Below are 24,140 nucleotides of genomic sequence, written 5' to 3'. Positions count from 1 at the left end.
GAGATCTGTTGAAGTGAACCCAAAAAGTTAGACACTTTATTTACTTAGGCAGCCTTGAGGGCATGAACCCGGTAATCTACTGGGCTCATGCCTTTTAATTTTACCTTAATTCGTTGATGATTGTAGTAATAGATATATTCTTCTAGTTCTTGTTTGAAATGCTCCATGCTTTCAAATTCATGAAGATAGAGTAATTCGGATTTTAATAAGCCAAAGAAGTTTTCAATGACCGCATTATCAAGACAATTTCCCTTGCGGGACATGCTTTGTATAATATTATGTCTTTTCAAATCATGTGAGTATTGTTTCATCTGGTAATGCCAGCCCTGATCTGAATGGAGAACGGGGGAATCTTTCGGTTCCAATCGTATAAAGGCTTGGTCAAGCATCTTGGAGACTAAGGGATAAACAGGACGTGATTCGATATTGTAAGCAATGATCTCTCCATTATATAAGTCTAGAATGGGCGATAAATACAATTTCTCACCGTGTAAATGAAATTCAGTTACGTCCGTAACCCATTTTTGATTTGGCTTTGTTGCCTTAAAATTACGATTGAGGATATTAGGCGCAACCTTTCCAATCTTGCCTTTGTATGAACGGTATTTCTTCATACGGACCAGACACTTTAGTCCCAACTCCTTCATCAATCGAAGGACCGTTTTATGGTTCAATGAAATCCCTCTATTACGTAATTCCAATGTAATGCGACGATACCCGTATCTCCCTTTATTCGTATGAAATATCTCCTGGATAACTGGCTTTATTTCTTCGTATTTATCCTGACGCCCGAAGGCGTTTATCCAATAATAATAGGTACTCCTTGAGAGATTTGCGACTGACAGAAGTAGCTTTAAATTAAAATCTCCCCTTAGTTCATGTACTACTTTTGCTTTTTGCGTTCGGACGCTTCGCTTTCTTGAACTAAGGCTCTCAACTTTTTTAAATATGCATTCTCTGCACGTAATCTTTCATTTTCAGCCTGTAATGCCTCTAATGACCCTTCTACTGGTTTTTTCTTCGTTTCTTTTTTCATGGATGGACGCCCCTTTTTCTTCGTTTCAAGAGCGTCAACTCCGTACTCCTCCAATTGCTTTAGCCAATTAGTAATAGTAGAAGGAGAAGCAATGTTATACACAGCAGCTGCATGGGTACTAGACACTCCAAAATCGTTCATATAGTTTAGTACATCCATCTTAAAGCTAATATCATAATTTGTATAGGTGGACATTAGCCCTTCTATCCCATGTTCTTTATAATGCGCCACCCATTGCTTTAAAGGAGTCAAACTGATATTAAATTGATTGGCTACAGTTCTGAATGAGTCCATTCCTTCTAAATAAGCAAGGACAGCTTTTAATTTCAACTCTAATGAATATTTTGTCATAAAAAAAGCACCTCCAATTGTTAGATGGTGTCTAACAATTGGGGTGCAGTTCACTGTCAGGACTTTTTTAATTTGTTGTTTTTGCATAAATGGAGGTGTCCCGCACTTCCATGCCGTCTGCACTAAGGCAGTCATTACGCAAAATTCCTTCAAGGGTGAACCCCAGCTTCTCGGGAATCCGTTTGCTGGCAATATTATTAGGGTCACAGCGGATTTCGACCCGTTTTGCACCGTAATGGTAAAAGGCGAATTTAGTTAACTTTTCCACTGTCTCCGTTATGTAGCCCAGTTTACTGAATCTCGTATCAATCCAATAGCCAATTTCGAATTTAGGAATATCCCAGTTGATTCGGTGCAGACCAGTGGAGCCGATGAATTGATCGTCTTCTTTCCTATAAATATGGAGTCTGATATCCTCTTTTAAAATAAAGTCCGCAAAGGCCTTAAGGACGTTCTGTTCAGAAGTTTCCAAAGAAACATCTTGATGGGCAAACGGCAGCCACTGTTTCAATTCAGGTTTAGAATGGACAATGGCTTCGTAAAGGTCCAGGCCATCGCCAGGCTGACAAGGTCTTAGATATAATCGAGGGGTTTCAATTCTTTCGGGAAAATCCATTAATATAGCTTTCATATCCTGCCTCCATCTCATTAATGTGGAAAATTATAACATAAATTAGGTTCAATGTGTTCGGCTGAAGGGGAAAGTTTTCTTAGCATAAATGAAAGAGTGAAAACATAGATTCTAGTAAGCGGAGTTGGGAGGATGAAAGATGAAAAAAAAATCTGTCGTACAAAATGCCGTAATGAAACATATTAACGAACATTCCTCATTATATGTCTTTATCACTGTGCTTTTTTTGATGGGTGTCATTTTTGGGGCAATATTGGTGAATAGTTTGAGCTTTACCCAAAAGGAAGACTTGTTCTATTATTTATCGCAATTTTTCGGACAAGTATCCAAAGGTGAATTTGCATCTTCGCATGATATGTTCAGCCAAAGTATTATGCATAATATAAAATATATCGGGGTCATCTGGATTCTCGGAATATCGGTCATCGGTTTGCCTGTCATCCTGGTTTTGTTATTTATAAAAGGGATGGTCGTTGGATTCACGGTCGGCTTTTTAGTCAATCAAATGGGATGGAGCGGGTTCTTATTATCGTTTGTCGCTATTCTGCCCCAAAATATATTCATCGTCCCGATATTCATCGTAATAACCGTCCTTGCCGTTTCACTATCCATGAAAATGATCAGCCGGATTTTCCTTAAGCAGATTCGTGAGCCGCTGAAGCCGATAATTTCACGGTATATTTTCTCATTGGTTTTGTCAGGGTTATTCTTGATTACGGCTGCTGCATTTGAAGCGTACCTATCCCCTTCTTTAATGAAAAATGTCGTAAGTTTATTGGGTCATTGATGGAAATATACCGTTCCCGCAAATTTTTTTATCATTAACAAGAAATCTATTTTGACAGTTTTCCCTCTTTTGATATAATGGATAAGATAGCGGCGCGGGAGGGAATATTAGGTATGGAAATAGAAAACAGAATTGATAGGATAAAAAAGCAGTTACACTCGTCCAGCTACAAATTAACGCCTCAGCGAGAAGCGACCGTCCGCGTTTTACTTGAGCATGAAGAGGATCATTTAAGCGCAGAAGACGTTTACCTCCTTGTCAAAGAAAAGTCGCCGGAAATTGGATTGGCAACAGTTTACCGTACGCTAGAGTTGCTGACTGAATTGAAAATAGTAGATAAAATTAACTTTGGAGACGGGGTTTCCCGTTATGATTTAAGACAAGAAGGAGCTGCGCATTTCCATCATCATCTTGTTTGTGTTGAATGTGGTGCGGTAGATGAAATCCAGGAAGACCTACTTGAAGACGTAGAAGACATTGTGGAACGCGACTGGAACTTCAAGATAAAAGACCATAGATTAACCTTTCATGGCATTTGTCATCGATGTCATGACAAAGAAGAAAATTAAGGTGAATGAAGACGGACCTTTTCCATTTAATAATGGAGAAGGTTTTCTGCATTTTAATAGCTGGTTTTCTCAAGTAAGAGCTGTTTTTGTTTTCTCCTTTCCGAAATACGTATAAAACTTGTCCTGTTGGGCATAGATTGATACAAAGGGTCGAATGGGAGGGGAAAGGATGAAAACATCATTATCGCTTATTTTGCACACGGCTAAAGTGATGATTCTCTTTGTTAGCTTCACTGTTCTTTTTTATATAGGAATGGTATGGTTAAATCAGGAATATCAAAGTTATCATCGTTATGATGAACCGAAAGGCATGGCTGTAAAAGTATCGAAGGCTGTTGATACGGGTGATGATGCATGGCTTGAACGCCTAATGTTGTTTTATTTAAACGGGGAGTAATGAATATGGAGAATCAAATTAGGGATTTCATTCATTTTTTAACCATTGAAAAAGGACTTGCCAAGAATACGCTCGTCTCGTATGAGCGTGACTTAAGATCATATTGGAGCTTTCTGAAAGATGTTGAAACCATTGAAGATTGGAATGATTCGCGGCGGGTGAACATCCTGCATTTTCTCGTGCAGTTAAAGGATCAAGGGAAGTCATCGAAGACGGTGGCGCGTCATATAGCTTCCATTCGGTCTTTTCATCAATTTCTTCTAAGGGAAAGAGTAACAAATCAGGATCCGTCCATACATATAGAAACGCCAAAACCGGAACGAAGCCTTCCAAAGGTATTAAGCATGGAAGAGGTTGAAGCACTATTGGAAGCCCCGAAGAAAATGGATGAATTCGGCTTACGCGATAAGGCAATGCTCGAACTGATGTATGCGACGGGTATGCGTGTCAGTGAGTTGATATCCATGGATGTGAGTGATGTCCATGCATCGATGGGTTTTGTCCGTTGTGTAGGGAAAGGAAATAAAGAGAGGATCATTCCGATTGGACAAACTGCATTGGGTGCGATTGAACATTATTTGGAAAGTTCCCGGGGGAAAATGGCCAGCCCCAAGCACAGGACAGATTCGCTTTTTTTGAATCATCATGGAAACAGGCTGACAAGGCAGGGATTTTGGAAGATTCTAAAAAAACTTGTAAAATCCGCACAAATTGAAAAAGAAATTACACCACATACACTGAGACATTCTTTCGCGACACATCTATTGATGAATGGGGCTGATTTACGTGCCGTCCAAGAAATGCTTGGTCATGCGGATATTTCGACAACTCAAATTTATACACATATTACGAACGTACGGATCAAGGATGTCTATTCAAAATTCCATCCGCGAGCTTAAAGGATTAATAGAATGATAGAAAGGTTGTGAATTTAACTGCAAGGCAGTTGAAGGAGCAGCCTTTTCTGTGTCGGCGAGACGGCTATAAGGGATGCTGATGATTCTAACGCACATCTTATGGCACTTTGTTTCATTCCGAAATATATTATTTGTCTCCATCATGGTAATCGTTTACAATGTAGAGAGGTCAGACTTCTGACGTTCTTGCGATTTCATTTAAATGAAGAGTAACTGAGCAGAATAAGGGTATTATAGAGAGTATAAAAAGTGATTTACTATTTTAGGAGGAATGACTCATGAAAGGGAATTCAGCATTTAAACGAATATTTGTAATAGTTATGGATTCAGTTGGGATTGGCGAAGCACCTGATGCAGATTTATTCGGCGATAAAGGTGCGGATACACTCGGCCATATCGCAGAAAAAATGAATGGATTGAACATGCCGACTCTCGCAAAATTGGGTTTAGGCAATATCCGTGAAATCAAGGGAATTGAAAAAGCCCAGCAACCTCTCGCATACTATACGAAAATGAAGGAAGCCTCTACAGGAAAAGATACGATGACTGGACATTGGGAAATCATGGGGTTGAATATATCGACTCCATTCCGTGTATTTCCAGATGGTTTCCCGGAATTATTAGTCAATGAACTCGAGGCGAAAATGGGTCGGGGAATTATTGGGAATGTCCCGGCAAGCGGCACGGAAATCATTGAGAGGCTTGGCGAGGAACATATGAAAACGGGTGCGCTGATTGTATATACATCAGCTGATTCCGTATTACAGATTGCTGCACATGAAGATATCGTCCCGATAGACGAATTATACAAGATTTGTGAAATTGCCCGTGAAGTGACAATGGCTGATGAGTTCAAGGTTGGACGCGTTATTGCCAGACCGTTCACTGGTGAACCAGGCAACTTCAAAAGAACGCCTAACCGTCATGATTATGCATTGAAACCGTTTGACCGGACAGTAATGGATGAATTGAAAGATTCCGGATATGATGTCCTTGCAATCGGGAAGATCTCGGATATCTTTGATGGGGAAGGTGTCACTGAATCATTAAGGACCGTATCCAATATGGATGGAATGGATAAATTAATCCAAACGGTAGAACAGGATTTCAAAGGGTTAAGTTTCCTTAATCTAGTCGACTTCGATGCTTTATACGGTCACCGCCGCGACCCAGAGGGATACGGAAAGGCATTGGAAGAATTCGATGCCCGGATGCCTGAAGTCCTTGATAAACTGAAAGAGGATGATTTATTGATCATCACTGCCGATCACGGGAATGATCCGGTCCATGAAGGAACTGATCACACACGTGAATATGTACCATTGTTAGTCTATTCCAAACGATTTACAGAAGGTGCCGAACTCCCGATAAGAGATACATTTGCAGATATTGGGGCGACGGTCGCTGCTAATTTTGATGTGAAAATGCCTGCCTTCGGAAAAAGTATATTGGGCGATCTAAATTTAGGGGAGAATAAATAGATGTTTAATAAAATAGAGACAGCTGCGTCATTCATAAAAAGTAAAATTGAAGGCTCTCCGGAGATAGGACTGATTCTTGGTTCCGGACTTGGAGTATTGGCGGATGAAATTGAAAATCCGATAACGATTCCTTACCACGAAATCCCGGAATTCCCAGTATCGACTGTTGAAGGACACGCTGGACAGCTTGTCATTGGACAATTAAGTGGCAAAAAGGTTGTCGCGATGCAAGGACGTTTCCACTTTTATGAGGGTTACTCCATGGAGAAGGTCACTTTCCCTGTCCGTGTAATGAAACTTCTTGGTGTTGAACAGTTAATCGTAACGAATGCTGCCGGAAGCGTTAATGAAAGCTATCAACCAGGTGACTTGATGCTCATTACGGATCATATTAATTTAATGGGGGCAAACCCATTGATTGGTCCTAATGAAGAGCGTTTCGGCCCTAGATTCCCTGATATGTCGGAAGCTTATAATAAAGACCTTCGGGCGCAAGCAAAAAAAATAGCAGCTTCACTAGGATTGGATATTAAAGAAGGTGTCTATATCGGTAATACAGGACCGACCTATGAGACACCGGCAGAAGTGAAAATGGCAAGGATCCTTGGCGGGGATGCAGTTGGTATGTCGACAGTCCCGGAAGTTATCGTAGCAAGGCATAGCGGAATGAAGGTGCTCGGAATCTCATGCCTTACCAATATGGCCGCAGGCATTCTGGATCAGCCTTTGTCACATGAAGAGGTAATTGAAACGACTGAAAAAGTGAAAAGCAGTTTTCTTGAATTTGTTAAGCAAATCGTTAAAGACATATAAAACGAACCAAAAAAATACAAGTACACCTAAAGAAAATCGGTGTCTTTAAAAAGTGGGGATTCTAATATGAGAATGGTAGACTTAATCGAGAAAAAGCGTGATGGAAAGGCTCTTACTACAGAAGAAATACAGTTCATCATCAATGGGTTTACCGATGGATCGATTCCGGATTACCAAATGAGCGCTTGGTCAATGGCTGTTTATTTTAAAGGCATGAATGAGCAGGAACGTGCTGATCTAACCATGGCAATGGTCGAATCGGGAGATCAAATAGATTTATCGATGATTGAAGGAATTAAGGTCGATAAACATTCAACAGGCGGTGTGGGTGATACCACAACTCTAGTGCTTGGACCATTGGTTGCTGCTGTTGGGGTTCCAGTGGCAAAGATGTCAGGACGCGGTCTTGGCCATACAGGCGGGACGATCGATAAGTTGGAGTCTGTAAAAGGATTTCATGTCGAAATAGAAAATGACGAGTTCATCAGACTTGTCAATAAAAATAAGATAGCTGTCATTGGGCAAAGCGGTAACCTGACTCCGGCCGACAAAAAGTTATATGCATTGCGCGATGTTACGGGTACCGTTAACAGTATCGGTTTGATTGCTGGCTCGATCATGAGTAAGAAAATCGCCGCTGGTGCTGATGCAATCGTACTTGATGTTAAAACGGGAGCGGGCGCTTTCATGAAAACTCTCGAAGATTCCGAAGAATTGGCGCATGCAATGGTTAGCATCGGAAACAACGTGGGACGAAACACGATGGCTGTCATTTCCGATATGAGCCAACCGTTAGGTTACGCAATCGGAAATGCTTTAGAAGTGAAGGAAGCCATCGATACGCTTAAAGGAGAGGGACCGGAAGATTTAACGGAACTTTCTTTAACACTGGGAAGCCATATGGTATACCTTGCCAAAAAGGCAAACTCGCTGGAAGAAGCAAGAACCTTGCTGGAAAATGCGATCAAGGATGGTTCTGCACTTAACTCATTCAAGATTTTCCTGGAAGCGCAGGGAGGCGATGGTTCGGTTGTAGATCAGCCGGAAAAACTACCGCAGGCTGCTCATACTTTCGAGCTGGAAGCGAAAGAGGACGGATATGTATCGGAAATCATCGCTGATGAAGTAGGAACGGCAGCCATGCTGTTGGGCGCCGGGCGGGCGACAAAAGAATCAGAGATTGATTTGGCCGTCGGACTGGTACTTCGTAAAAAAATCGGGGAAACCGTGGCAAAAGGTGAATCACTTGTGACGATTTACAGCAATTTCGAAGATGTTTCAAAGGTGAAAGAAAAATTGTATGAAAGCATTGCGATTTCAAAAGAGAAAATAGAAAAACCTACATTGATCTATAAAGAGATCATGGAATAAACATTTCCCAAAAAAGGCCGCGCTTTTGAGCGGCCTTTTTACGTTTATCCCATTGAATTATTAAAAGAGGATGCCCATGCGCATCCTCTTTTAATTTGGTTCACTTTGTTACCCTATATCCAGTATATGTTCAAAATTCATCTTTATTTGTATAAAAATGGGTTTAATGGAAAAAATAAAAAATATAAAGATTGGAGGGTATGGAGATGAAGCGGATTCTTTCTGTATTTTTAACCGTTTTGGTAGCATTGGGTTTTAACATCCCGCATACAAAAGCAGCTGAAGAAAAAGGAGTCGAACTGGCGGCAAATGCTAAATCCGCTATTTTGATTGAACGGGATACAGGTACTGTTCTCTATGATAAAAATGCAGACGATCGCCTTTCACCGGCAAGCATGACGAAAATCATGACGATGCTGCTGATCATGGAAGCGATCGATAAAGGCGAACTCAGCATGAAGGAGAAAATCAGGACTAGTGAGTATGCAGCGTCGATGGGCGGTTCCCAGATCTTCCTCGAGCCAGGTGAAGAAATGACCACGGAACAAATGCTTAAAGGCATCTCGATTGGTTCGGCGAATGATGCATCGGTGGCGATGGCTGAACGTCTAGCTGGATCGGAAGAAGAGTTTGTCAGGGAAATGAACAAAAAGGCGAAAGACCTCGGTTTGAAAAATACAAAGTTCCAAAACGCAACAGGACTTCCTGTTAAAGATCATTACAGCTCAGCACATGATATGTCGATCATGGCGAAGGAATTATTGAAATACGATACGATTACAAGGTTCACGGGTACATATGAAGATTATCTCCGTGAAAATACCGAAAAGAAGTTTTGGCTTGTCAACACAAATAGGTTAGTGAAATTTTATCCTGGGGTCGATGGACTGAAAACAGGATTCACAAATGAAGCGAAATATTGTTTGACAGCGACTGCTAAAAAAGGGAATATGCGTGTCATTGCCGTCGTTTTCGGAGCCGTTTCTCCAAAGGAACGAAACGCTCAGGTTACCAAGATGTTAGATTATGCATTTTCACAATACATCACATACCCTATTTATAAACGCGGTGAGGTGTTAGGTGAAGCCAAGGTAAGTAAAGGGCAAAAGAAAACCGTGGTGGGCGTCACAAGTGAACCTATTTCAGTTTTGACAGCCAAAAACGGAACGGCAAAGGACTTTACAAAAAAAATCACGCTTGATAAAGATTTGGATGCCCCGATTAAAAAAGGTGATGAAATTGGTACGCTTGAATTGAAGAAAAACGGTAAGGTATATGTCGAATCTCCGATTGTTGCGAAGGAAACTGTTGATAATGCCAGCTGGTGGCAATTGTATAAACGGGCTTTCGGCATGTTTACCCATTCGAAATAGAATAAATTGTCGCATTGCCAGTTAATCGTACTAATTTAGGCGAAACTCCACTAGTTTTGCTAGTAAGGAGGAATCGGCAGGTGAAAAAGAGAATTTGACTCTTTATAAGACAGTGAAGGAGGCTGTATATAATGAGTCTTACGATTAATATGGAGGCGAAAAATCGCGTATTGTGCATTCGTCTCAAAGGTGATTTAGATCATCATACAGCAGAAAAATTGAAAAATCAGGCAGAGGCAGCCATTCAAAAGCATAATATCAAGCATATCATCCTTAATATGGAAGAATTGGATTTTATGGACAGTTCAGGGCTCGGAGTTATTTTGGGCCGTTATAAGCAGGTAAACAAAAAGCAAGGTGAAATGGTGGTCTGTGCAATTTCTCCAGCAGTAAAGCGGTTATTTGAGATGTCAGGGTTGTTTAAAATTGTTAAAATGGAACTATCCGAAAAAAACGCTTTGCAAAGACTGGGGGTTGCCTAATATGAAAAATAAAATGGAAACGAAATTTTCTGCACTTAGCCAAAATGAATCTTTTGCCAGGGTAACTGTTGCGGCATTCATTGCCCAATTGGACCCGACGATGGATGAATTGACAGAGATCAAGACTGTCGTGTCAGAAGCCGTTACGAATTCGATCATCCATGGGTATGAGAGTGACCCGGAAGGTTGGGTCTACATTTCAGTGGTCATCGAAGGCGATACTGTGGAATTGACCATCCGGGATGAAGGACTGGGCATTGAAGACGTCGAGGAGGCTAAACAGCCGTTATTTACGACAAAACCCGAACTTGAGCGTTCCGGTATGGGATTCACCATCATGGAAAACTTCATGGATGAAATCAATATAATTTCCCATAAGGGCGAAGGCACGATCATTCGATTAAAAAAGCACTTAACTACAAGCAGAGCTTTGTGCAATTAAGGGAGACTTGCATATGGATGTGGAGGTTAAAAACGAGAAGAGCAAGAAAGGCCAGCCCCATTTAAAAGATGAGGAATTGCGGAATTTAATCCAACGCAGCCAGAGCGGTGACCAAGATGCGAGGAATCTGATTGTCAATAGCAATCTGAGGCTTGTATGGTCAGTAGTGCAAAGATTCCTCAATCGAGGTTACGAACCGGATGACCTTTATCAAATAGGCTGTATAGGTCTGTTGAAGTCCGTGGATAAATTTGACTTATCGTTTGAAGTGAAATTCTCAACGTATGCTGTGCCTATGATCATTGGTGAAATCCAACGTTTTATCCGTGATGACGGAACGGTTAAAGTAAGCCGGTCATTAAAGGAAATGGCGAATAAAATTCGCAGGGCCAAAGAGGAACTTTCAAAGACGTATGGCCGCGTTCCGACTGTCAATGAATTGGCGGCACATCTAGAGCTTTCGCCAGAGGAAATCATCATGGCCCAAGAAGCTAGCAGGAGCCCTTCATCGATCCATGAAACGGTTTACGAAAATGATGGAGATCCGATTACTCTTCTTGACCAGATTGCCGACCATAATGAAACATCCTGGTTCGATCAAATCGCTTTGAAAGAAGCCATACATGAATTGAATGAACGTGAAAGGCTGATTGTTTTCCTGAGGTATTATAAAGATCAGACGCAATCGGAAGTGGCGGCAAGGCTTGGTATTTCCCAAGTTCAGGTATCAAGGCTGGAGAAAAAGATTCTTCAGCAAATGAAAAACCACATGAATCAGTGATTCATGTGGTTTTTTTATTGAGCTGAAAATAAATACTGATTTTAGGAAAAAGTAAAAGTGATTTAAGATGAAACTAGGGATGGGGCCGAATTTTTAGTTGAATTTAGGGATAAAAACGAATATTATAGTAAAGGTCGCGTTTCTCATTCGTTTTTTTATCTTTCTTTCAATGAATAATGAACAGGAAAAACGTCGATGCAGTACAATATTAGGACACCTTGTCTTTTCGTGCAAACGGTTGTCGGTGATTCCTTTAGATCTGGAGGTCTAAAATATGTTTATGGAAAAGTTTTTCTCCCTGAAAGAAAATGGGACGGATGTCCGTACAGAAGTCATGGCGGGTGTTACGACATTTTTGACTATGGTTTATATCCTCATTGTGAATCCGGCTTTATTGTCTTCAATCGGAATTCCATTTGAACAAGTTTTCATGGCAACGGTCATATCAGCGGTGATTGGTACCCTAATCATGGGGCTCGTTGCAAAATACCCGATAGCGATAGCACCAGGGATGGGCTTGAATGCTTATTTTGCCAGCGTGGTGGGGGCACAGGGCCTTTCATACCAGACCGTATTCGGTACGGTTTTCATTGCTGGTTTGCTATTTCTATTAATTAGCGTGACTAGCTTGCGTAAAATGATAATTGATGCGATTCCTAACTCATTAAAATATGGCATTACATCCGGAATTGGTTTATTCATTGCATTTATCGGATTGAAAAATGCTGGAATCATAGTGCCAAATGAATCAACGATGGTGACGCTTGGCGATTTACATCAGCCAGGAACCGTTTTAGCGTTAGCAGGCTTATTCATTACCTTGATTTTTATGGCCCGTAATATAAAAGGGGCCATTTTCATTGGCATGATCGTTACGGCAATCATTGCCTACTTTATCGGTTTGCTCGACTTCGATGGGGTCTTATCTGTACCTCCGACACCAGTATTTTTCGATATCGATATCGCTGGGGTCTTCACGAATTCTTTATATTCAATTGTCTTCGCCTTTTTACTTGTGACGATCTTCGATACGACAGGCACCTTGATTGGCGTGACAGAACAGGCAGGACTAACGAAGGATGGGAAAATCCCTCGTGCAAAGAAAGCCTTTTTAGGTGATGCGATTGCGACTACAGTGGGCTCGATGTTTGGTACAAGCCCATCGACTGCCTATGTGGAATCGAGTACGGGAGTGGCTGCAGGCGGACGTACGGGATTGACCGCTACTGTCGTGGCCATCTTGTTTGCTGTATCGATTTTCTTTTCTCCATTGATATCGGCAATTTCTTCCGTTCAGGCAATCACAGCACCCGTTTTGATCATCGTGGGATGTTTCATGATGGAAGGTCTGGCTAAAGTCAATTGGAAACTTTTTGATGAGGCATTTCCGGCATTTGCGATCATTTTAACGATGCCGCTTACTTCAAGTATATCTACAGGGATTGCAATTGGGTTCATTACATATCCCCTAATGAAGGTATTCAGCGGAAAAGGAAAATCGGTACATCCGCTCATATATATTTTTGGTTTGATATTTTTGGTTCAGCTGATTTTCTTCCCCACTCATTAATAGTTGAATGTAAACCAAAAAGACATCTCTGACATTGCAGGTGTCTCAGTTTGTAGGCAAAAGGGGTTCGGAATTAAAAATTCCGAACCCCTTTTAAAATTCCCTTTGAAATTTTGACCAAAGGTTAAGAGATTTGGGCTCTTCGAGTCACTATGTTACGGGATTTTAGGACCTTGCCATGTCCGCGTGGCCATCTTCTTTAAATTAATGGCAGCGAAAGTAAGCATCGCTTGCATTAACAATTTTTTAAGTCCCCTTAAAGTTACCCAACGCATACAATGCTTTCTTTTGCATCTGAGAATACATGCTCAATCGTTTCTTTACGTTTCGAATATAAAGGTTTTACATCTTGATGATGACTGGATCAATGGAAGCCTCCATTTTACGAACCAAATGGTTCGCCGGCACCAGTTGATCTAAAGTAATCATTTCAAGTTGATCTCGTTGAAGATAATGTTTCGAAAGCATCCTCATACCTCAAATTTTAATAGATCTATTTTAAAACAAAAAAGACTGTAGGCAAAAGGAGTTCAATCCAAATTTTCAAACATAGTTGATTGGAGCGGGTGTGCGAGACTCCTGCGGGAATAGCGAGTCCAAGGGAGACCCCACAGGCGCAAATGCGCCGAGGGCGGACCGCCCGCGGAAAGCGAGTGCCCTACGTTCCAATCAACGTCCAAGTTTGTACAAGCAAAAAAAACTGTAGTCAAACTCGTTTTTAATCGAATTTGTTTACAGTTTGAGACATGCTGTCATTGCAGCGTGTCTTTTTTTGGTTTCAAATTAGTAATATTTGGACATGGTTCACTTCCTGCATTTTCAAACTGCTTCCAATCCATACTACTAGCATAAGGAAATAAAAGGTCGGGATGTGATGATAATGGCAGTTGTATATATCAGGATGAGGAACCGTGTACAAGCAAAGGGAAATCAAACGGTGAGGATAAAAGATATTGCAAGGATAATCGGACCTGAAGAAGTGATTACCAAAATTGAAGAAATCATATTATTAACGGTCAAGAAGGAAGATAAGAATATTATTGTCATTGATTTAGCTCAAGTTATCATGGCCATCCGCAAGGTGGATCCGACTATTGAAGTGGAAACATTCGGCCCTTCCCAAACGATCATCGAAGTCATCCTCTCGAAAAAGAAAATGTCATACCTGACATTCGCTTTAGTTTGGTTTTTGTTATTTGTCGGCGGCGGGATGACGATCATGAATTTTCATGTGGATGTCAGCATGGGGGAAGTGCATCAAAAAATCTTTACTATAATAACGGGAAAAGTGGAAGATAAGCCGTTATTGATCCAAATCCCATATAGCTTCGGCCTTGGTATGGGCATGATTCTATTTTTTAATCATTTCTTTAAAAAACGCTTCAATGAGGAACCTAGTCCGCTCGAGGTTGAAATGTTCAATTATCAGCAGGATTTGGACCGTTATGTAATCATGAATGAAAATAAGGAAAACGTGCGCCACCTTGATGACCGGTAAAATCATCTTCGGAATCTTTGTCGGTTTAGCCGGGGGGTTTGCAACAGGTGCCGGTTTTGTAGCGTTTTTAACTGTACTTGGGGTGATTCCAAGACTGACTCAGCTGACAAAAACAATGAAAATGATACATTACTATGAAGGAGCCATCATTGCCGGAGTTGTCGCAGGGACATGGTTAGGATTACAGGAAACGGAACTTTCACTTCCGCATTTTCTTTTAATTCCGATCGGTTTGGCTGACGGGATATTTAATGGGATGCTTGCGGCTGCCTTAACTGAAGTCCTGAATGTATTTCCAGTTCTTTCAAAACGAATCGGAATTCAAGAGAAGATCATTTATTTGTTAATGGCACTCGTATTGGGGAAAATAGCCGGATCATTATTCCAATGGATTTATTTTGTCGACTTATAAGTGTAAAAGGTAACTATTCCTGATGATGAAAGGTAGGCCCAAGATGGTGACCAAACGAAAAGTGATATTGATTACGGATGGAGATGAGTATGCAAAACGGGCTGTCGAGCATGTAGCCAAGGAAATAGGGGGAAGATGTATCTCCATGTCCCAAGGTAATCCATCACGATATACGGGCTTGGAGTTAGTTGAATTAATAAAAAAGGCGAAGTATGATCCTGTATTGGTCATGTTTGATGATAGCGGTTTTATAGGAGAAGGATCAGGCGAACAGGCAATGAAGGTAGTTGCCGGACACCCTGATATTGATGTCCTTGGCGTGATAGCGGTCGCTTCAAAGACCAGAAGGGAAGAGTGGACCAAGGTGGATATCTGTATTGACCGTGATGGTAATTTGACACCGAACGGGGTTGATAAATACGGCGCCGAGGAATTTGAGCTGGGCAAGATAACAGGAGATACGGTGTATTGCATCGATCAATTACATGTTCCCATAGTAGTTGGGATAGGGGATATCGGAAAAATGTCCCATCAGGACGATTTTAAAAGAGGAGCACCGATAACGAAGCTAGCGGTGGAGATCATATTGGAAAGGAGTGGTCATGATGACTTCAGAGAAACCTCAAAACATGATGCCGATTCCGAGTAGGGTAGCGGAAGTTGACGCATACATGGAAGAGAAAGTAGGTCTAGGCGTCAGCTTTGACTTAGGAGTAAGAAAGATAAAGGTCTTAAGAAAAGATGTACATCTTTACTATATAAACGGGCTGACGGATACGGAGTACATCATTGATATCCTCGATTCTCTCATTCATAACAAAAATGCCGATATCGTGTCTACTAAAGTTTTTGATGTAGTCAAAGACTTGCTCGTACACCAATCCGTTCAGGAAATAAAGACGATGGATGAGCTTGTTGATCAGGTATTATCCGGTTTAATCGTCGTTGTTGTTGATGGTAAACCAATAGGGCTGGTCGTGGATGTCAGGAGTTATCCCGGGAGACAGCCAGTAGAACCCGATACCGAAAAAGTCGTCCGTGGATCAAGGGATGGTTTTGTCGAGAATATCATCATAAACACGGCGATAACCAGACGAAGAATCCGGGATGAAAGATTACGTTTCGAAATGCTGCATGTGGGGGAACGATCGAAATCGGATATATCCATCGGCTACATTAAAGATATTGCCGATCCGGATTTAATAGAAATCGTTCGTAAGGAATTGAATAATATTGAGGTTGATGGCATAACGATGTCTGATAAAACAATCGAAGAGTTCATCGTAAAGCAAAGGTATAACCCATACCCGCTTGTCAGATATACGGAACGGGCTGATGTGGCGGCAACGCATTTGCTTGAGGGCCATGTCCTTATTTATGTGGATACCTCACCGAGTGTCATCATTACCCCGTCCACCCTTTTCCATCACATGCAACACGCCGAGGAGTATCGGCAGGCGCCTGCCGTCGGGACCTTGGTGCGCTGGGTCCGTTTTCTCGGGATTTTCGTTTCGTTATTCTTGCTGCCGATATGGTTATTGTTCTGTTTAGAACCTTCCCTCCTGCCGGAGAAGCTCGAGTTTATCGGGCCGAATGAAAAAACACATATACCCATTGTGATCCAAATCTTCATTTCCGATATTGGGATAGAATTTTTAAGGATGGCAGCCGTTCATACCCCGACCCCGCTTTCCACGGCAATGGGCTTGGTTGCGGCAGTTTTGATAGGACAGATAGCGATAGATGTTGGCCTATTTGTTCCTGAAGTGGTTCTCTACGCTTCCGTTGCGACAATAGGTACATTTGTCACTCCGAGTTTAGAACTAGGAGTTGCAAATAAAATTACCCGTTTAGCACTGATAGTCTTGGTCGCATTATTTAAAGTGCCGGGCTTAGTCATAGGCATCACACTCTATTTGATCATGCTCACTAGTATAAAAACATTAAATACACCTTATTTATGGCCGCTTCTCCCGTTTCAGCCGAAGGCCTTGTCACATATAATATTAAGAAGACCTTATCCTGGTACTATAGAACGGCCGAGCATTGTACATCCCCAAGATCTATATAGACAGCCTAGAAAATCTAAAGGTTGATGTTGTCGAAAAGTTGTGGTAATTTATTTTTATTCGGATAAAGCGATAAAGTTGGGCTTAACAAAGAGATAAAGCTACTATGACTCTTTGGAGTTTAAACCAATATGTCTTTCCCTTCGAACTACTAAGCAGTCATAGATAACAATATTTACATGGGATAATTGATTCGGATGAGGCTGGATTATATAGAAGACCCTTTACAGCAGGTTTTCTTTATTTGAGGCTGCCTCATTTCTTATTAATAGTTTTAAGTCAGGAAGGTGAGGCTATCATGCATTTGTACGGAACCGGCGGTGTCAATGAACGTGGACATCTGGAGATTGGCGGAGTGGACACGATCGAATTGATCGAACAATTTGGTACACCATTATATGTTTATGATGTAGAGCTAATTCGCGAACGGGCGAGGGGGTTCAAGAGAACTTTTGAGGAATTGGGGGTTTCAGCACAAGTTGCTTACGCAAGTAAGGCCTTTTCTTCGATTGCCATGATCCAGTTGGCTGAGCAAGAGGGACTGTCTCTCGATGTTGTCTCAGCGGGGGAATTATATACGGCAATTAAGGCAAATTTCCCAACAGAACGGATTCACTTCCATGGAAATAACAAAAGTGAAGAAGAGCTACATATGGCTTTGGATCATGACATTGGCTGTATAGTAGTCGATAATTTTTCAGAGTTGACACTGTTGGAAGAAATTTGTACAAACCGTGAACAAAAGGTGAAAATCCTTCTTCGTGTAACACCTGGTATTGAAGCCCATACGCATGATTATATTTTGACAGGGCAAGAAGATTCGAAATTTGGTTTTGATCTTATTAACGGCCAGGCAGAAGCTGCCCTTCGACAAGCGCTTCATAGTGAGTTTCTGGAAGTTCTTGGATTACACTGCCATATCGGTTCCCAAATCTTTCAAACGACCGGTTTCCTTCTGGCAGCCCAAAAAATTATCGGCAAGCTGAGTGATTGGCACGATTCGGTAGGGTTTCAACCACAGGTATTGAATCTCGGAGGGGGATTCGGGATTCGGTATACACAAGAGGACGACCCGCTACCGGCGTCTCAATATGTTGAGGAGATCGTTAGGGAAGTGCAGAACCTGATTGCTGATTCTGATTTAGTGATGCCTGAAATCTGGATCGAACCTGGCCGTTCATTGGTCGGAGACGCCGGTGTGACACTGTATAAGGTGGGTTCTGAAAAGGAAGTTCCTAATGTCCGTAAATATATTGCCGTAGATGGGGGCATGAGTGATAATATACGTCCCGCTCTTTACGAAGCTAAATATGATGCCATTCTTGCAAACCGGCCGCTCGACCCTGTGGAAGAGACAGTGTCCATTGCCGGAAAATGCTGTGAAAGCGGAGATATGTTGATTTGGGATTTACCATTGCCGAAAGCCGGCCGCGGTGATGTCTTGGCGGTATTTTGTACAGGGGCATATGGATATTCCATGTCGAATAATTACAATCGCATTCCGAGACCGGCTGTCGTCTTTGCCGAAAAGGGAGAAGCCCGGTTGGTCATCAAACGCGAAACTTACGAAGATCTTATCCATTTGGACTTGGCCCTTCATGAAGCGGCAGTCGTCAATAAAGAATAGAAAAAAGGATGGCATTGGCCATCCTTTCAGTTTGTAAATAAAGGGCTTTGAAAACGTAACTTTGCTCAAATGATGTTCCCGAACCAAATAACCAATAGCAATACCTTCAATTAGAACGGAAGGGGACGAGACTCCTGCGGGAAAAGCGCGTCAAAGGGAGACCCCGCAGGCGCAATAGCGCCGAGGAGGCTTCCCGGACCGCCCGCGGAAAGCGAGTGCCTTCAGTGGAACTCAACGCTCAAATTGTACAGGCATAAAAATAGACAAACTCGATTTTCATCGAGTTTGTCTACGTCTGAAAGGATGGCATTGGCCATCCTTTTTTTATTTGAATCAGCTGAAAAGTGATTTGATTGCGTCTATTAAACTACTGAACACTTCTTTCAATTTATCCAGAAATGATTGACCCTCTTCGGATTCAAGAAAATTGGAAAGTTTATCTTTAGCTGCAGTCAGCTGATCACCGACAGCGTTCCAATCAATATTCAATTCTTTTAGCTTATTGAATAAATCAATTAAACTTTGTACTTGATCTTCATTTAAGGCGATTCCAAGGTCTTTTGCTGAAGACTCGACAACCTCGCGGACCTCTTCAGTATTGGCTGGTGGATTTGCAGCCATTTCCTCTTTGATTTTCGTAACAAGTGCAGAGGCTTCTTCCGTACCGATTTCGTCACCCAATTTTGCTGTTTTCACCATTTCCTCATTCGCTGCCTGTTTCACATCTTCAGGAATCTTCTTGTCGGCAGATATTTCATAGGCTTTAATGACTCCTGTCAAAGCCGCTGTACCGGAAACGGGTATAGGTGCGGTGACATAAACGGTAGCATCTTTTACTCCTGCAGTAGCCAGTGCATTGATATACATTTCATCGGAAACCCAGTTAATGTTTTTCGACTCAAGTTTAAGACCGGTACCTTTTTCCTCCAAAGTAATCGCAGAGGATGAAATCGCTTTTGTACCGATTAGACGGCTAGCGATATAGTCTCCTAAGTATTCATGTTCCTCCGCATTTGTAACGGTTAAAACCTCAACATCATTTGGTGCTTTCATTTCTGATAAAATCATACTTTTTTGTTCATTTGTCAAATTCTCACCAAGTGTGACGATCATTTCACCAACAGCTGCATCTGCAAAAGCCTTATATGGCAATAATAGACATAATAAAATGGTTACAATGACCCATTTATTCATTTTTTTCATGATAATCCTCCTTAACTTTCCTGCTGAATTGGGAATCCTTCAATAAAAGGGCGGCACTTTAAATCAGATTCATAGTATTTGACGAAACAAAGGCTAAAAAAGATACATATATTCCTGAAAAAAATTTATAGCCAAATAGCTACGTTCATTTAAACGAAGAAGTTGGGTGTATCTTTGTCTTTTATACCTAAGATGGCACTCTATGAACCTAGATCACTTTACCAATGTAGTAAAATTGAAGCAAGATTGCAAGGATATTTGTCAGATTGTGTTAAGTTATAGTAGAATGAATTCGTTATTTAAATATTTGGTCCATTCATAAAGGGAGTATGGGATGAGGAAAAGTAATAAGACTCTTTTACTTATGATGCTTATTATCGCTTTGATATGGGGAATCGTATACTGGCTGTTTATCGCTTAGCACATAGCCCATTGATAAATCAAGTGCTGAAAGTGATGTTGAAACGAACGGGATTTTTATGTATGATGTAAATGTTATATGTGAGGATTATTATTCAAAGCAAATTAATTGGAAACAGGAAGATAATAAAAACGTTATTTAGTAACGAGGGATATTATGTTGATTAAGTATAAGAAAAGTTATGAGAAGTTTGCCATGGGATTATTATCTTTCATGCCAAATGAAAAAGAGATAAAAACGCTTCGGAATACGATGAAGAATTATGAAACGGATGAAAACCTACAGCTGTTCTTATGGAAAGATGAAGAGATTACGGGCCTGATCGGTATAGAAGTCTCTCCAACCCACATTGAGATACAACATATATCTGTAAATCCATCCTTCCGGAAGCAAGGTATCGGTAAAACGATGGTCAGGGCCATCAAGGAGCAATATCCTGACAAAGAATTAAAAGCAAATGAGTTTACGGAAAGCTTTCTTGACAGGTGTGAAGATTTCTGAATATGAAAGCTTGAATGGAGGATCGCCTTTAAGGGCGGTCCTCCATTCTTGTTTTTCGAAGGGATAGCTGTCGAGCCCTTTCTGAAATGACATCCGAACGGTCACGCATTAGGTGCTTATCAACTATCGATGTATTGGTTATGTCGCTATCCGCACCCCATATGGATCCTGCTTGCGAACACATGGATTGGCATTTTTCGATCAGTCTTTGATCCGATATTGGCAGATTGATGCTTTTATATGGCTTTTGTGATAACATTCGCTCATGTGTATCCTCGAGCAATTTGAACAGTCGTTCTGGATCGAGTCCCAACTTCAGGAGCTCGGCCTTTTTTAGGTGGAGATTTGCCAAGGCTTTAGACAGGGTCCTTGCAGCCCCTTTTTTGTTTCCCCTGCGATCATGATACAGGGCAACCGCAATCTGAATGAGCCCGACCCAATGAGAGTCACGCTCTTTTGGTGCGGTTTCCTTCCAATATTCTTCAAGGATTTCATGACATTCGAAGTAATCCCTCGTTCCATGGAAATGGACAAGGAAAGAAAGGTAGTCTTCCGCGTAAGTCAATAGGAGCACCCCTTTTGTTTGATGGAATCAACTAAGTATGGCAAAAAGCCATTTTCTTATAGCTTAACATCCGCTATGTATACTCACTAAGTTTAGCATAGAATTTTTTCCTGGAAAATAAAGAAAGCTGATTGCAAGGCAATCAGCTGATTCATCAGTCTCCCATTAACACCAAGAAGCACCGACGATAACTAATAAAATGAACAATACTACAATAAACGCGAATCCGCCGCCGTTTCCAAAACCACCTGCACCCATAATGAGTACCTCCTTTGTTCTGCTATTCTTACATTTCTAGGTTATGTTGGATTTCAGAATGTGATTGGGCACCGACCCATTTGACGGTAATCCCAAATAAAAACTTTTCTATGGACAGTAAATTATTATTTGGATAAAGGGCGGCAATCCACTATACTTGATTAGTAAAAGAAATAGGTCTATATCGGCCAATTAGATTTAAATGAGGTAATTTAATGGGTTATAACATAAAAATTGACGCTTTCGAAGGTCCGATGGATTTACTCCTGCATTTGATCAATCGCCTGGAAATAGACATCTACGATATTCCGATGGCTGATATTACAGATCAATACCTAGGTTACATCCATACGATGCAGCATCTGGAATTGGATGTGGCCAGCGAATATCTGGTGATGGCTGCAACACTGCTTGCCATCAAGAGTAAAATGCTGCTTCCAAAGCATGAAGATGAGCAAATGATTGATGAAGATGGGGAAATATTTGAGGAAGATCCACGGGATGAGCTTGTGGAAAAACTATTAGAATATAAAAAGTATAAAAATGCAGCCGAAGAATTTAAAGGGATGGAAGAAGAAAGAAGCTTGATGTTCACCAAACCCCCAAGTGATCTATCTGTTTATGTTAAAGAAGCGGAAAGTGATAAACAAGAGTTGAATATAAGTCTATATGATATGTTGGGGGCTCTGCAAAAATTGCTGAGAAGGCAAAAAATTCAAAAGCCGCTTTACACGAAAGTAACGAAACAAGAGATATCGATAGAGAAACGAATGGATGAAATCAAGATGGAGTTACAGTCCATTAAAGGGAAGAAAAGTTTTTTTGAACTGTTTTCGATCCCGGTCAAGGAGCATATCGTCATCACTTTCATGGCGGTGCTGGAACTGATGAAACTTAATGAAATCATCGTTGAACAAGAAGGTAATTTTTCTGAAATCATGATTGCTGCTAAGGAAGGTGTAGAACCAGTTGGAAGTTATTAATTGGAAAGGGATTCTTGAGGCATTATTGTTTGCTGCCGGAGATGAAGGGCTCTCTGTCAAACAAATTGCCTCGGTCCTAGAAATTACGGAATATCAAGCAACGGACATCGTTGAAAGTTTAAAGGAAGAATATGTATCGGATGTACGCGGGATTCAAGTGATCGAAATAGCGGGCGTTTATCAAATGACGACAAAAAAAGAGCACTCGGATTACTTGAAAAGACTAGTCGAAACATCAAGCACTCAAGGCTTATCCCAGGCGGCATTGGAAACACTCGCAATCATTGCTTATAAGCAGCCGATTACTAGAGCTGAAATTGATGAAATACGCGGAGTGAAAACGGAACGCCCCATTCATACACTTGTCACCAAAGTCTTAATTAAAGAGGTCGGACGTGCTGAAGGCTCGGGCCGGGCTTATTTATATGGGACAACAAAAGAGTTTTTGGATTACTTCGGCCTGAATTCCATTGATGAATTACCGCCTCTCGCCGATAATTCGGATGATAGCTTTGAAAGTGGTGAAGCCGATTTGTTTTTTGAAAAATTTCAGCAAACAATCGAATAACATTTTTCTTTGAATTGTGATAATATAGAAAAAAATGAATGCGGGGGGATTGCGGGTGCGAATTGTAGCATGCAATGGATTTGGGCTTGAAAAGGAAAAGTCAAATTCACCTGAGGACTTCTTTAATCGATCCGTTATACAATACATAAAGGATGGAGAAGAAAAGACGCTGAATGTACTGTATCTTCGCTATTTTGATGAGATGGTCACTCTTTGGACCCCATATCCCGCCAACCCCCTATTCAAAAGCCCTAACAGAGATATTTATATGGCTGACATCATCGCCATGGTCTGTCTACTCAAAGACCCGGGCCTGGTTAACCGAAAACGAATATATATAAATGCAGAAAAAGAGCTGGCTGGTTATTTCGAAAATATAGATTTTGAAAAATTGGAGAAAGTGTTTATATCTATTGACCAAGCTAAACCATATGATATAGAATCACATGTTGACTATTATATTCAATCTTAATCAATTTGAGGAGGGTTCACGGTTGGGGAATACATTGGTAAAATCTCAGCTTGAGGATGTAAAGGGCTTTTTGGAAACGACAGTGGCTCAACTGGAAGAATTTATAAATGAGACGACCTATTCTAAGCTGCAAGAAGAAAAAAGCGGGGATGAAACCTATTATAAAGGAATCCTTTCAAGTTTAAGAAGAATGCTTGTAAGTTGTGAAGAGGGCTTGGAGGCTTGCCAAATCGTTCTGAAAAATGATGTTTTCAATAAAGCTGCAGCTGAAAAGACGCTTTATAGAGTTTATCATCAATGTATCGAAGAATACTTTTCCCCAAAATCAGATCGGTGGTTTGAGGACAGCAGATCTGCCTATACAGGAAAAAATTCGATTAAATTTCACCAAAGTGTACCTGACAGCATAATATCCATTCTGAAGGCCGTGGAAAGTGGATTCCAGACCATGCGTGAGGAATTGGAGTTTTATGAAACGGATTACCGGACGAAAATGTTGCAGTCAAGATAATGAAACAGCAAGGCTTAATAAGCCTTGCTGTTTTTTTAGCTATAAATGGAA

The 24,140-nt window shown here is 41.1% G+C and carries 28 protein-coding genes and 1 pseudogene; 22 read left to right on the top strand and 7 right to left on the bottom strand.

Annotated features, from left to right (window positions below; translation table 11 throughout):
* Positions 1-44: 44 nt before the first annotated feature.
* A protein-coding gene (locus tag AC0VX1_RS16790) for an IS3 family transposase (RefSeq protein WP_475468012.1) occupies positions 45-1,387 on the bottom strand; the annotation gives its coding sequence in 2 pieces (ribosomal slippage) (positions 45-946 and positions 946-1,387; 1,344 coding nt in all).
* A gap of 67 nt (positions 1,388-1,454) precedes the next feature.
* On the bottom strand, positions 1,455-2,018 hold the full coding sequence (locus tag AC0VX1_RS16785) for a GNAT family N-acetyltransferase (RefSeq protein WP_057278762.1): 564 nt from the start codon (positions 2,016-2,018) through the stop codon (positions 1,455-1,457).
* A 139-nt stretch (positions 2,019-2,157) separates the two neighbouring features.
* On the opposite strand from AC0VX1_RS16785, the gene spoIIM reads away from it, so the two are divergent.
* The 12 genes from spoIIM to AC0VX1_RS16725 all read left to right on the top strand — a co-directional run bounded on the left by spoIIM (position 2,158) and on the right by AC0VX1_RS16725 (position 13,001).
* Positions 2,158-2,805, top strand: a complete 648-nt coding sequence (gene spoIIM / locus AC0VX1_RS16780; protein WP_057278761.1) for a stage II sporulation protein M — start codon at positions 2,158-2,160, stop codon at positions 2,803-2,805.
* Positions 2,806-2,924: 119 nt separating this feature from the next.
* Positions 2,925-3,374: a ferric iron uptake transcriptional regulator gene (gene fur, locus AC0VX1_RS16775; RefSeq protein ID WP_034311309.1), complete on the top strand. Its 450-nt coding sequence runs from the start codon at positions 2,925-2,927 to the stop codon at positions 3,372-3,374.
* 169 nt (positions 3,375-3,543) lie between these two features.
* The gene (locus tag AC0VX1_RS16770; protein WP_034308153.1) at positions 3,544-3,771 is read left to right on the top strand and encodes a YqzK family protein; all 228 of its coding nucleotides are present in this window, start codon (positions 3,544-3,546) and stop codon (positions 3,769-3,771) included.
* A gap of 5 nt (positions 3,772-3,776) precedes the next feature.
* Complete coding sequence (gene xerD / locus AC0VX1_RS16765) at positions 3,777-4,670, top strand: site-specific tyrosine recombinase XerD (protein ID WP_034308151.1); 894 nt, start codon at positions 3,777-3,779, stop codon at positions 4,668-4,670.
* 296 nt (positions 4,671-4,966) lie between these two features.
* Complete coding sequence (gene deoB / locus AC0VX1_RS16760) at positions 4,967-6,169, top strand: phosphopentomutase (protein WP_063575716.1); 1,203 nt, start codon at positions 4,967-4,969, stop codon at positions 6,167-6,169.
* A complete protein-coding gene (locus AC0VX1_RS16755; RefSeq protein ID WP_106026856.1) occupies positions 6,170-6,982 on the top strand; it encodes a purine-nucleoside phosphorylase in 813 nt (270 codons plus the stop codon).
* 66 nt (positions 6,983-7,048) lie between these two features.
* Positions 7,049-8,353, top strand: coding sequence for a pyrimidine-nucleoside phosphorylase (locus AC0VX1_RS16750; protein WP_057278759.1), 1,305 nt, complete (start codon positions 7,049-7,051; stop codon positions 8,351-8,353).
* 206 nt (positions 8,354-8,559) lie between these two features.
* On the top strand, positions 8,560-9,726 hold the full coding sequence (locus AC0VX1_RS16745) for a D-alanyl-D-alanine carboxypeptidase family protein (RefSeq protein WP_063575718.1): 1,167 nt from the start codon (positions 8,560-8,562) through the stop codon (positions 9,724-9,726).
* A gap of 131 nt (positions 9,727-9,857) precedes the next feature.
* The gene (gene spoIIAA / locus AC0VX1_RS16740; RefSeq protein ID WP_034308142.1) at positions 9,858-10,208 is read left to right on the top strand and encodes an anti-sigma F factor antagonist; all 351 of its coding nucleotides are present in this window, start codon (positions 9,858-9,860) and stop codon (positions 10,206-10,208) included.
* Between the two features lies 1 nt (position 10,209).
* The gene (spoIIAB, locus tag AC0VX1_RS16735) at positions 10,210-10,650 is read left to right on the top strand and encodes an anti-sigma F factor (protein WP_034308139.1); all 441 of its coding nucleotides are present in this window, start codon (positions 10,210-10,212) and stop codon (positions 10,648-10,650) included.
* A 13-nt stretch (positions 10,651-10,663) separates the two neighbouring features.
* The gene (sigF, locus tag AC0VX1_RS16730) at positions 10,664-11,431 is read left to right on the top strand and encodes an RNA polymerase sporulation sigma factor SigF (protein WP_413022826.1); all 768 of its coding nucleotides are present in this window, start codon (positions 10,664-10,666) and stop codon (positions 11,429-11,431) included.
* Between the two features lie 280 nt (positions 11,432-11,711).
* Entirely contained in the window at positions 11,712-13,001 is a 1,290-nt protein-coding gene (locus AC0VX1_RS16725; RefSeq protein ID WP_057278875.1) for an NCS2 family permease, read from the top strand.
* A 155-nt stretch (positions 13,002-13,156) separates the two neighbouring features.
* On the opposite strand, the pseudogene AC0VX1_RS16720 reads toward AC0VX1_RS16725, so the two are convergent.
* Positions 13,157-13,344 (bottom strand): annotated as a pseudogene (locus AC0VX1_RS16720) (transposase); the annotation flags it as partial.
* Positions 13,344-13,469 (bottom strand): hypothetical protein, encoded by a 126-nt coding sequence (locus AC0VX1_RS16715; protein WP_475468009.1) that lies wholly within the window; start codon positions 13,467-13,469, stop codon positions 13,344-13,346. The gene AC0VX1_RS16715 and the pseudogene AC0VX1_RS16720, both read right to left, overlap by 1 nt.
* A gap of 412 nt (positions 13,470-13,881) precedes the next feature.
* On the opposite strand from AC0VX1_RS16715, the gene AC0VX1_RS16710 reads away from it, so the two are divergent.
* The 5 genes from AC0VX1_RS16710 to lysA all read left to right on the top strand — a co-directional run bounded on the left by AC0VX1_RS16710 (position 13,882) and on the right by lysA (position 18,607).
* The gene (locus AC0VX1_RS16710; RefSeq protein WP_063590672.1) at positions 13,882-14,499 is read left to right on the top strand and encodes a stage V sporulation protein AA; all 618 of its coding nucleotides are present in this window, start codon (positions 13,882-13,884) and stop codon (positions 14,497-14,499) included.
* Positions 14,489-14,911 (top strand): stage V sporulation protein AB, encoded by a 423-nt coding sequence (locus AC0VX1_RS16705; protein ID WP_034308131.1) that lies wholly within the window; start codon positions 14,489-14,491, stop codon positions 14,909-14,911. Before AC0VX1_RS16710 ends, AC0VX1_RS16705 begins: the two co-directional genes overlap by 11 nt.
* A gap of 43 nt (positions 14,912-14,954) precedes the next feature.
* Positions 14,955-15,560 (top strand): stage V sporulation protein SpoVABEA, encoded by a 606-nt coding sequence (spoVAEA, locus tag AC0VX1_RS16700; RefSeq protein ID WP_241634484.1) that lies wholly within the window; start codon positions 14,955-14,957, stop codon positions 15,558-15,560.
* Entirely contained in the window at positions 15,541-17,007 is a 1,467-nt protein-coding gene (locus tag AC0VX1_RS16695) for a spore germination protein (protein ID WP_268936439.1), read from the top strand. The genes spoVAEA and AC0VX1_RS16695 overlap by 20 nt, the downstream gene beginning before the upstream one ends.
* 271 nt (positions 17,008-17,278) lie before the next feature.
* Complete coding sequence (gene lysA / locus AC0VX1_RS16690; RefSeq protein WP_268564120.1) at positions 17,279-18,607, top strand: diaminopimelate decarboxylase; 1,329 nt, start codon at positions 17,279-17,281, stop codon at positions 18,605-18,607.
* A gap of 333 nt (positions 18,608-18,940) precedes the next feature.
* Here the strand turns inward: lysA and AC0VX1_RS16685 are convergent, their stop codons facing one another.
* Positions 18,941-19,801, bottom strand: coding sequence for a DUF1002 domain-containing protein (locus tag AC0VX1_RS16685; RefSeq protein WP_057278872.1), 861 nt, complete (start codon positions 19,799-19,801; stop codon positions 18,941-18,943).
* A 586-nt stretch (positions 19,802-20,387) separates the two neighbouring features.
* Here AC0VX1_RS16685 and AC0VX1_RS16680 point away from each other — a divergent pair.
* Positions 20,388-20,732: a GNAT family N-acetyltransferase gene (locus AC0VX1_RS16680; RefSeq protein WP_034308124.1), complete on the top strand. Its 345-nt coding sequence runs from the start codon at positions 20,388-20,390 to the stop codon at positions 20,730-20,732.
* A 28-nt stretch (positions 20,733-20,760) separates the two neighbouring features.
* On the opposite strand, the gene AC0VX1_RS16675 is transcribed toward AC0VX1_RS16680, so the two are convergent.
* On the bottom strand, positions 20,761-21,297 hold the full coding sequence (locus AC0VX1_RS16675; protein WP_413022825.1) for a DUF309 domain-containing protein: 537 nt from the start codon (positions 21,295-21,297) through the stop codon (positions 20,761-20,763).
* Between the two features lie 165 nt (positions 21,298-21,462).
* A complete protein-coding gene (locus tag AC0VX1_RS16670; protein WP_072273196.1) occupies positions 21,463-21,555 on the bottom strand; it encodes a YjcZ family sporulation protein in 93 nt (30 codons plus the stop codon).
* Positions 21,556-21,770: 215 nt separating this feature from the next.
* Here AC0VX1_RS16670 and AC0VX1_RS16665 point away from each other — a divergent pair, with 215 nt between their 5' ends.
* Genes AC0VX1_RS16665 through AC0VX1_RS16650 form a run of 4 tightly spaced genes read left to right on the top strand, consistent with a single transcriptional unit; the run spans position 21,771 to position 24,089 of the window.
* Positions 21,771-22,538: a segregation/condensation protein A gene (locus AC0VX1_RS16665; RefSeq protein WP_057278754.1), complete on the top strand. Its 768-nt coding sequence runs from the start codon at positions 21,771-21,773 to the stop codon at positions 22,536-22,538.
* A complete protein-coding gene (gene scpB, locus AC0VX1_RS16660) occupies positions 22,525-23,106 on the top strand; it encodes an SMC-Scp complex subunit ScpB (RefSeq protein ID WP_034308120.1) in 582 nt (193 codons plus the stop codon). The genes AC0VX1_RS16665 and scpB overlap by 14 nt, the downstream gene beginning before the upstream one ends.
* A 55-nt stretch (positions 23,107-23,161) precedes the next feature.
* Positions 23,162-23,578, top strand: a complete 417-nt coding sequence (locus AC0VX1_RS16655) for a hypothetical protein (RefSeq protein WP_034308118.1) — start codon at positions 23,162-23,164, stop codon at positions 23,576-23,578.
* 22 nt (positions 23,579-23,600) lie between these two features.
* Positions 23,601-24,089 (top strand): YpuI family protein, encoded by a 489-nt coding sequence (locus AC0VX1_RS16650; RefSeq protein WP_034308117.1) that lies wholly within the window; start codon positions 23,601-23,603, stop codon positions 24,087-24,089.
* Positions 24,090-24,140: the final 51 nt, after the last annotated feature.

The organism is Peribacillus sp. QJM3NY_7, assembly GCF_056173225.1.
The sequence above is the reverse complement of the archived record's forward strand: the minus strand, read 5'-3'. Positions and strand labels throughout refer to the sequence as shown.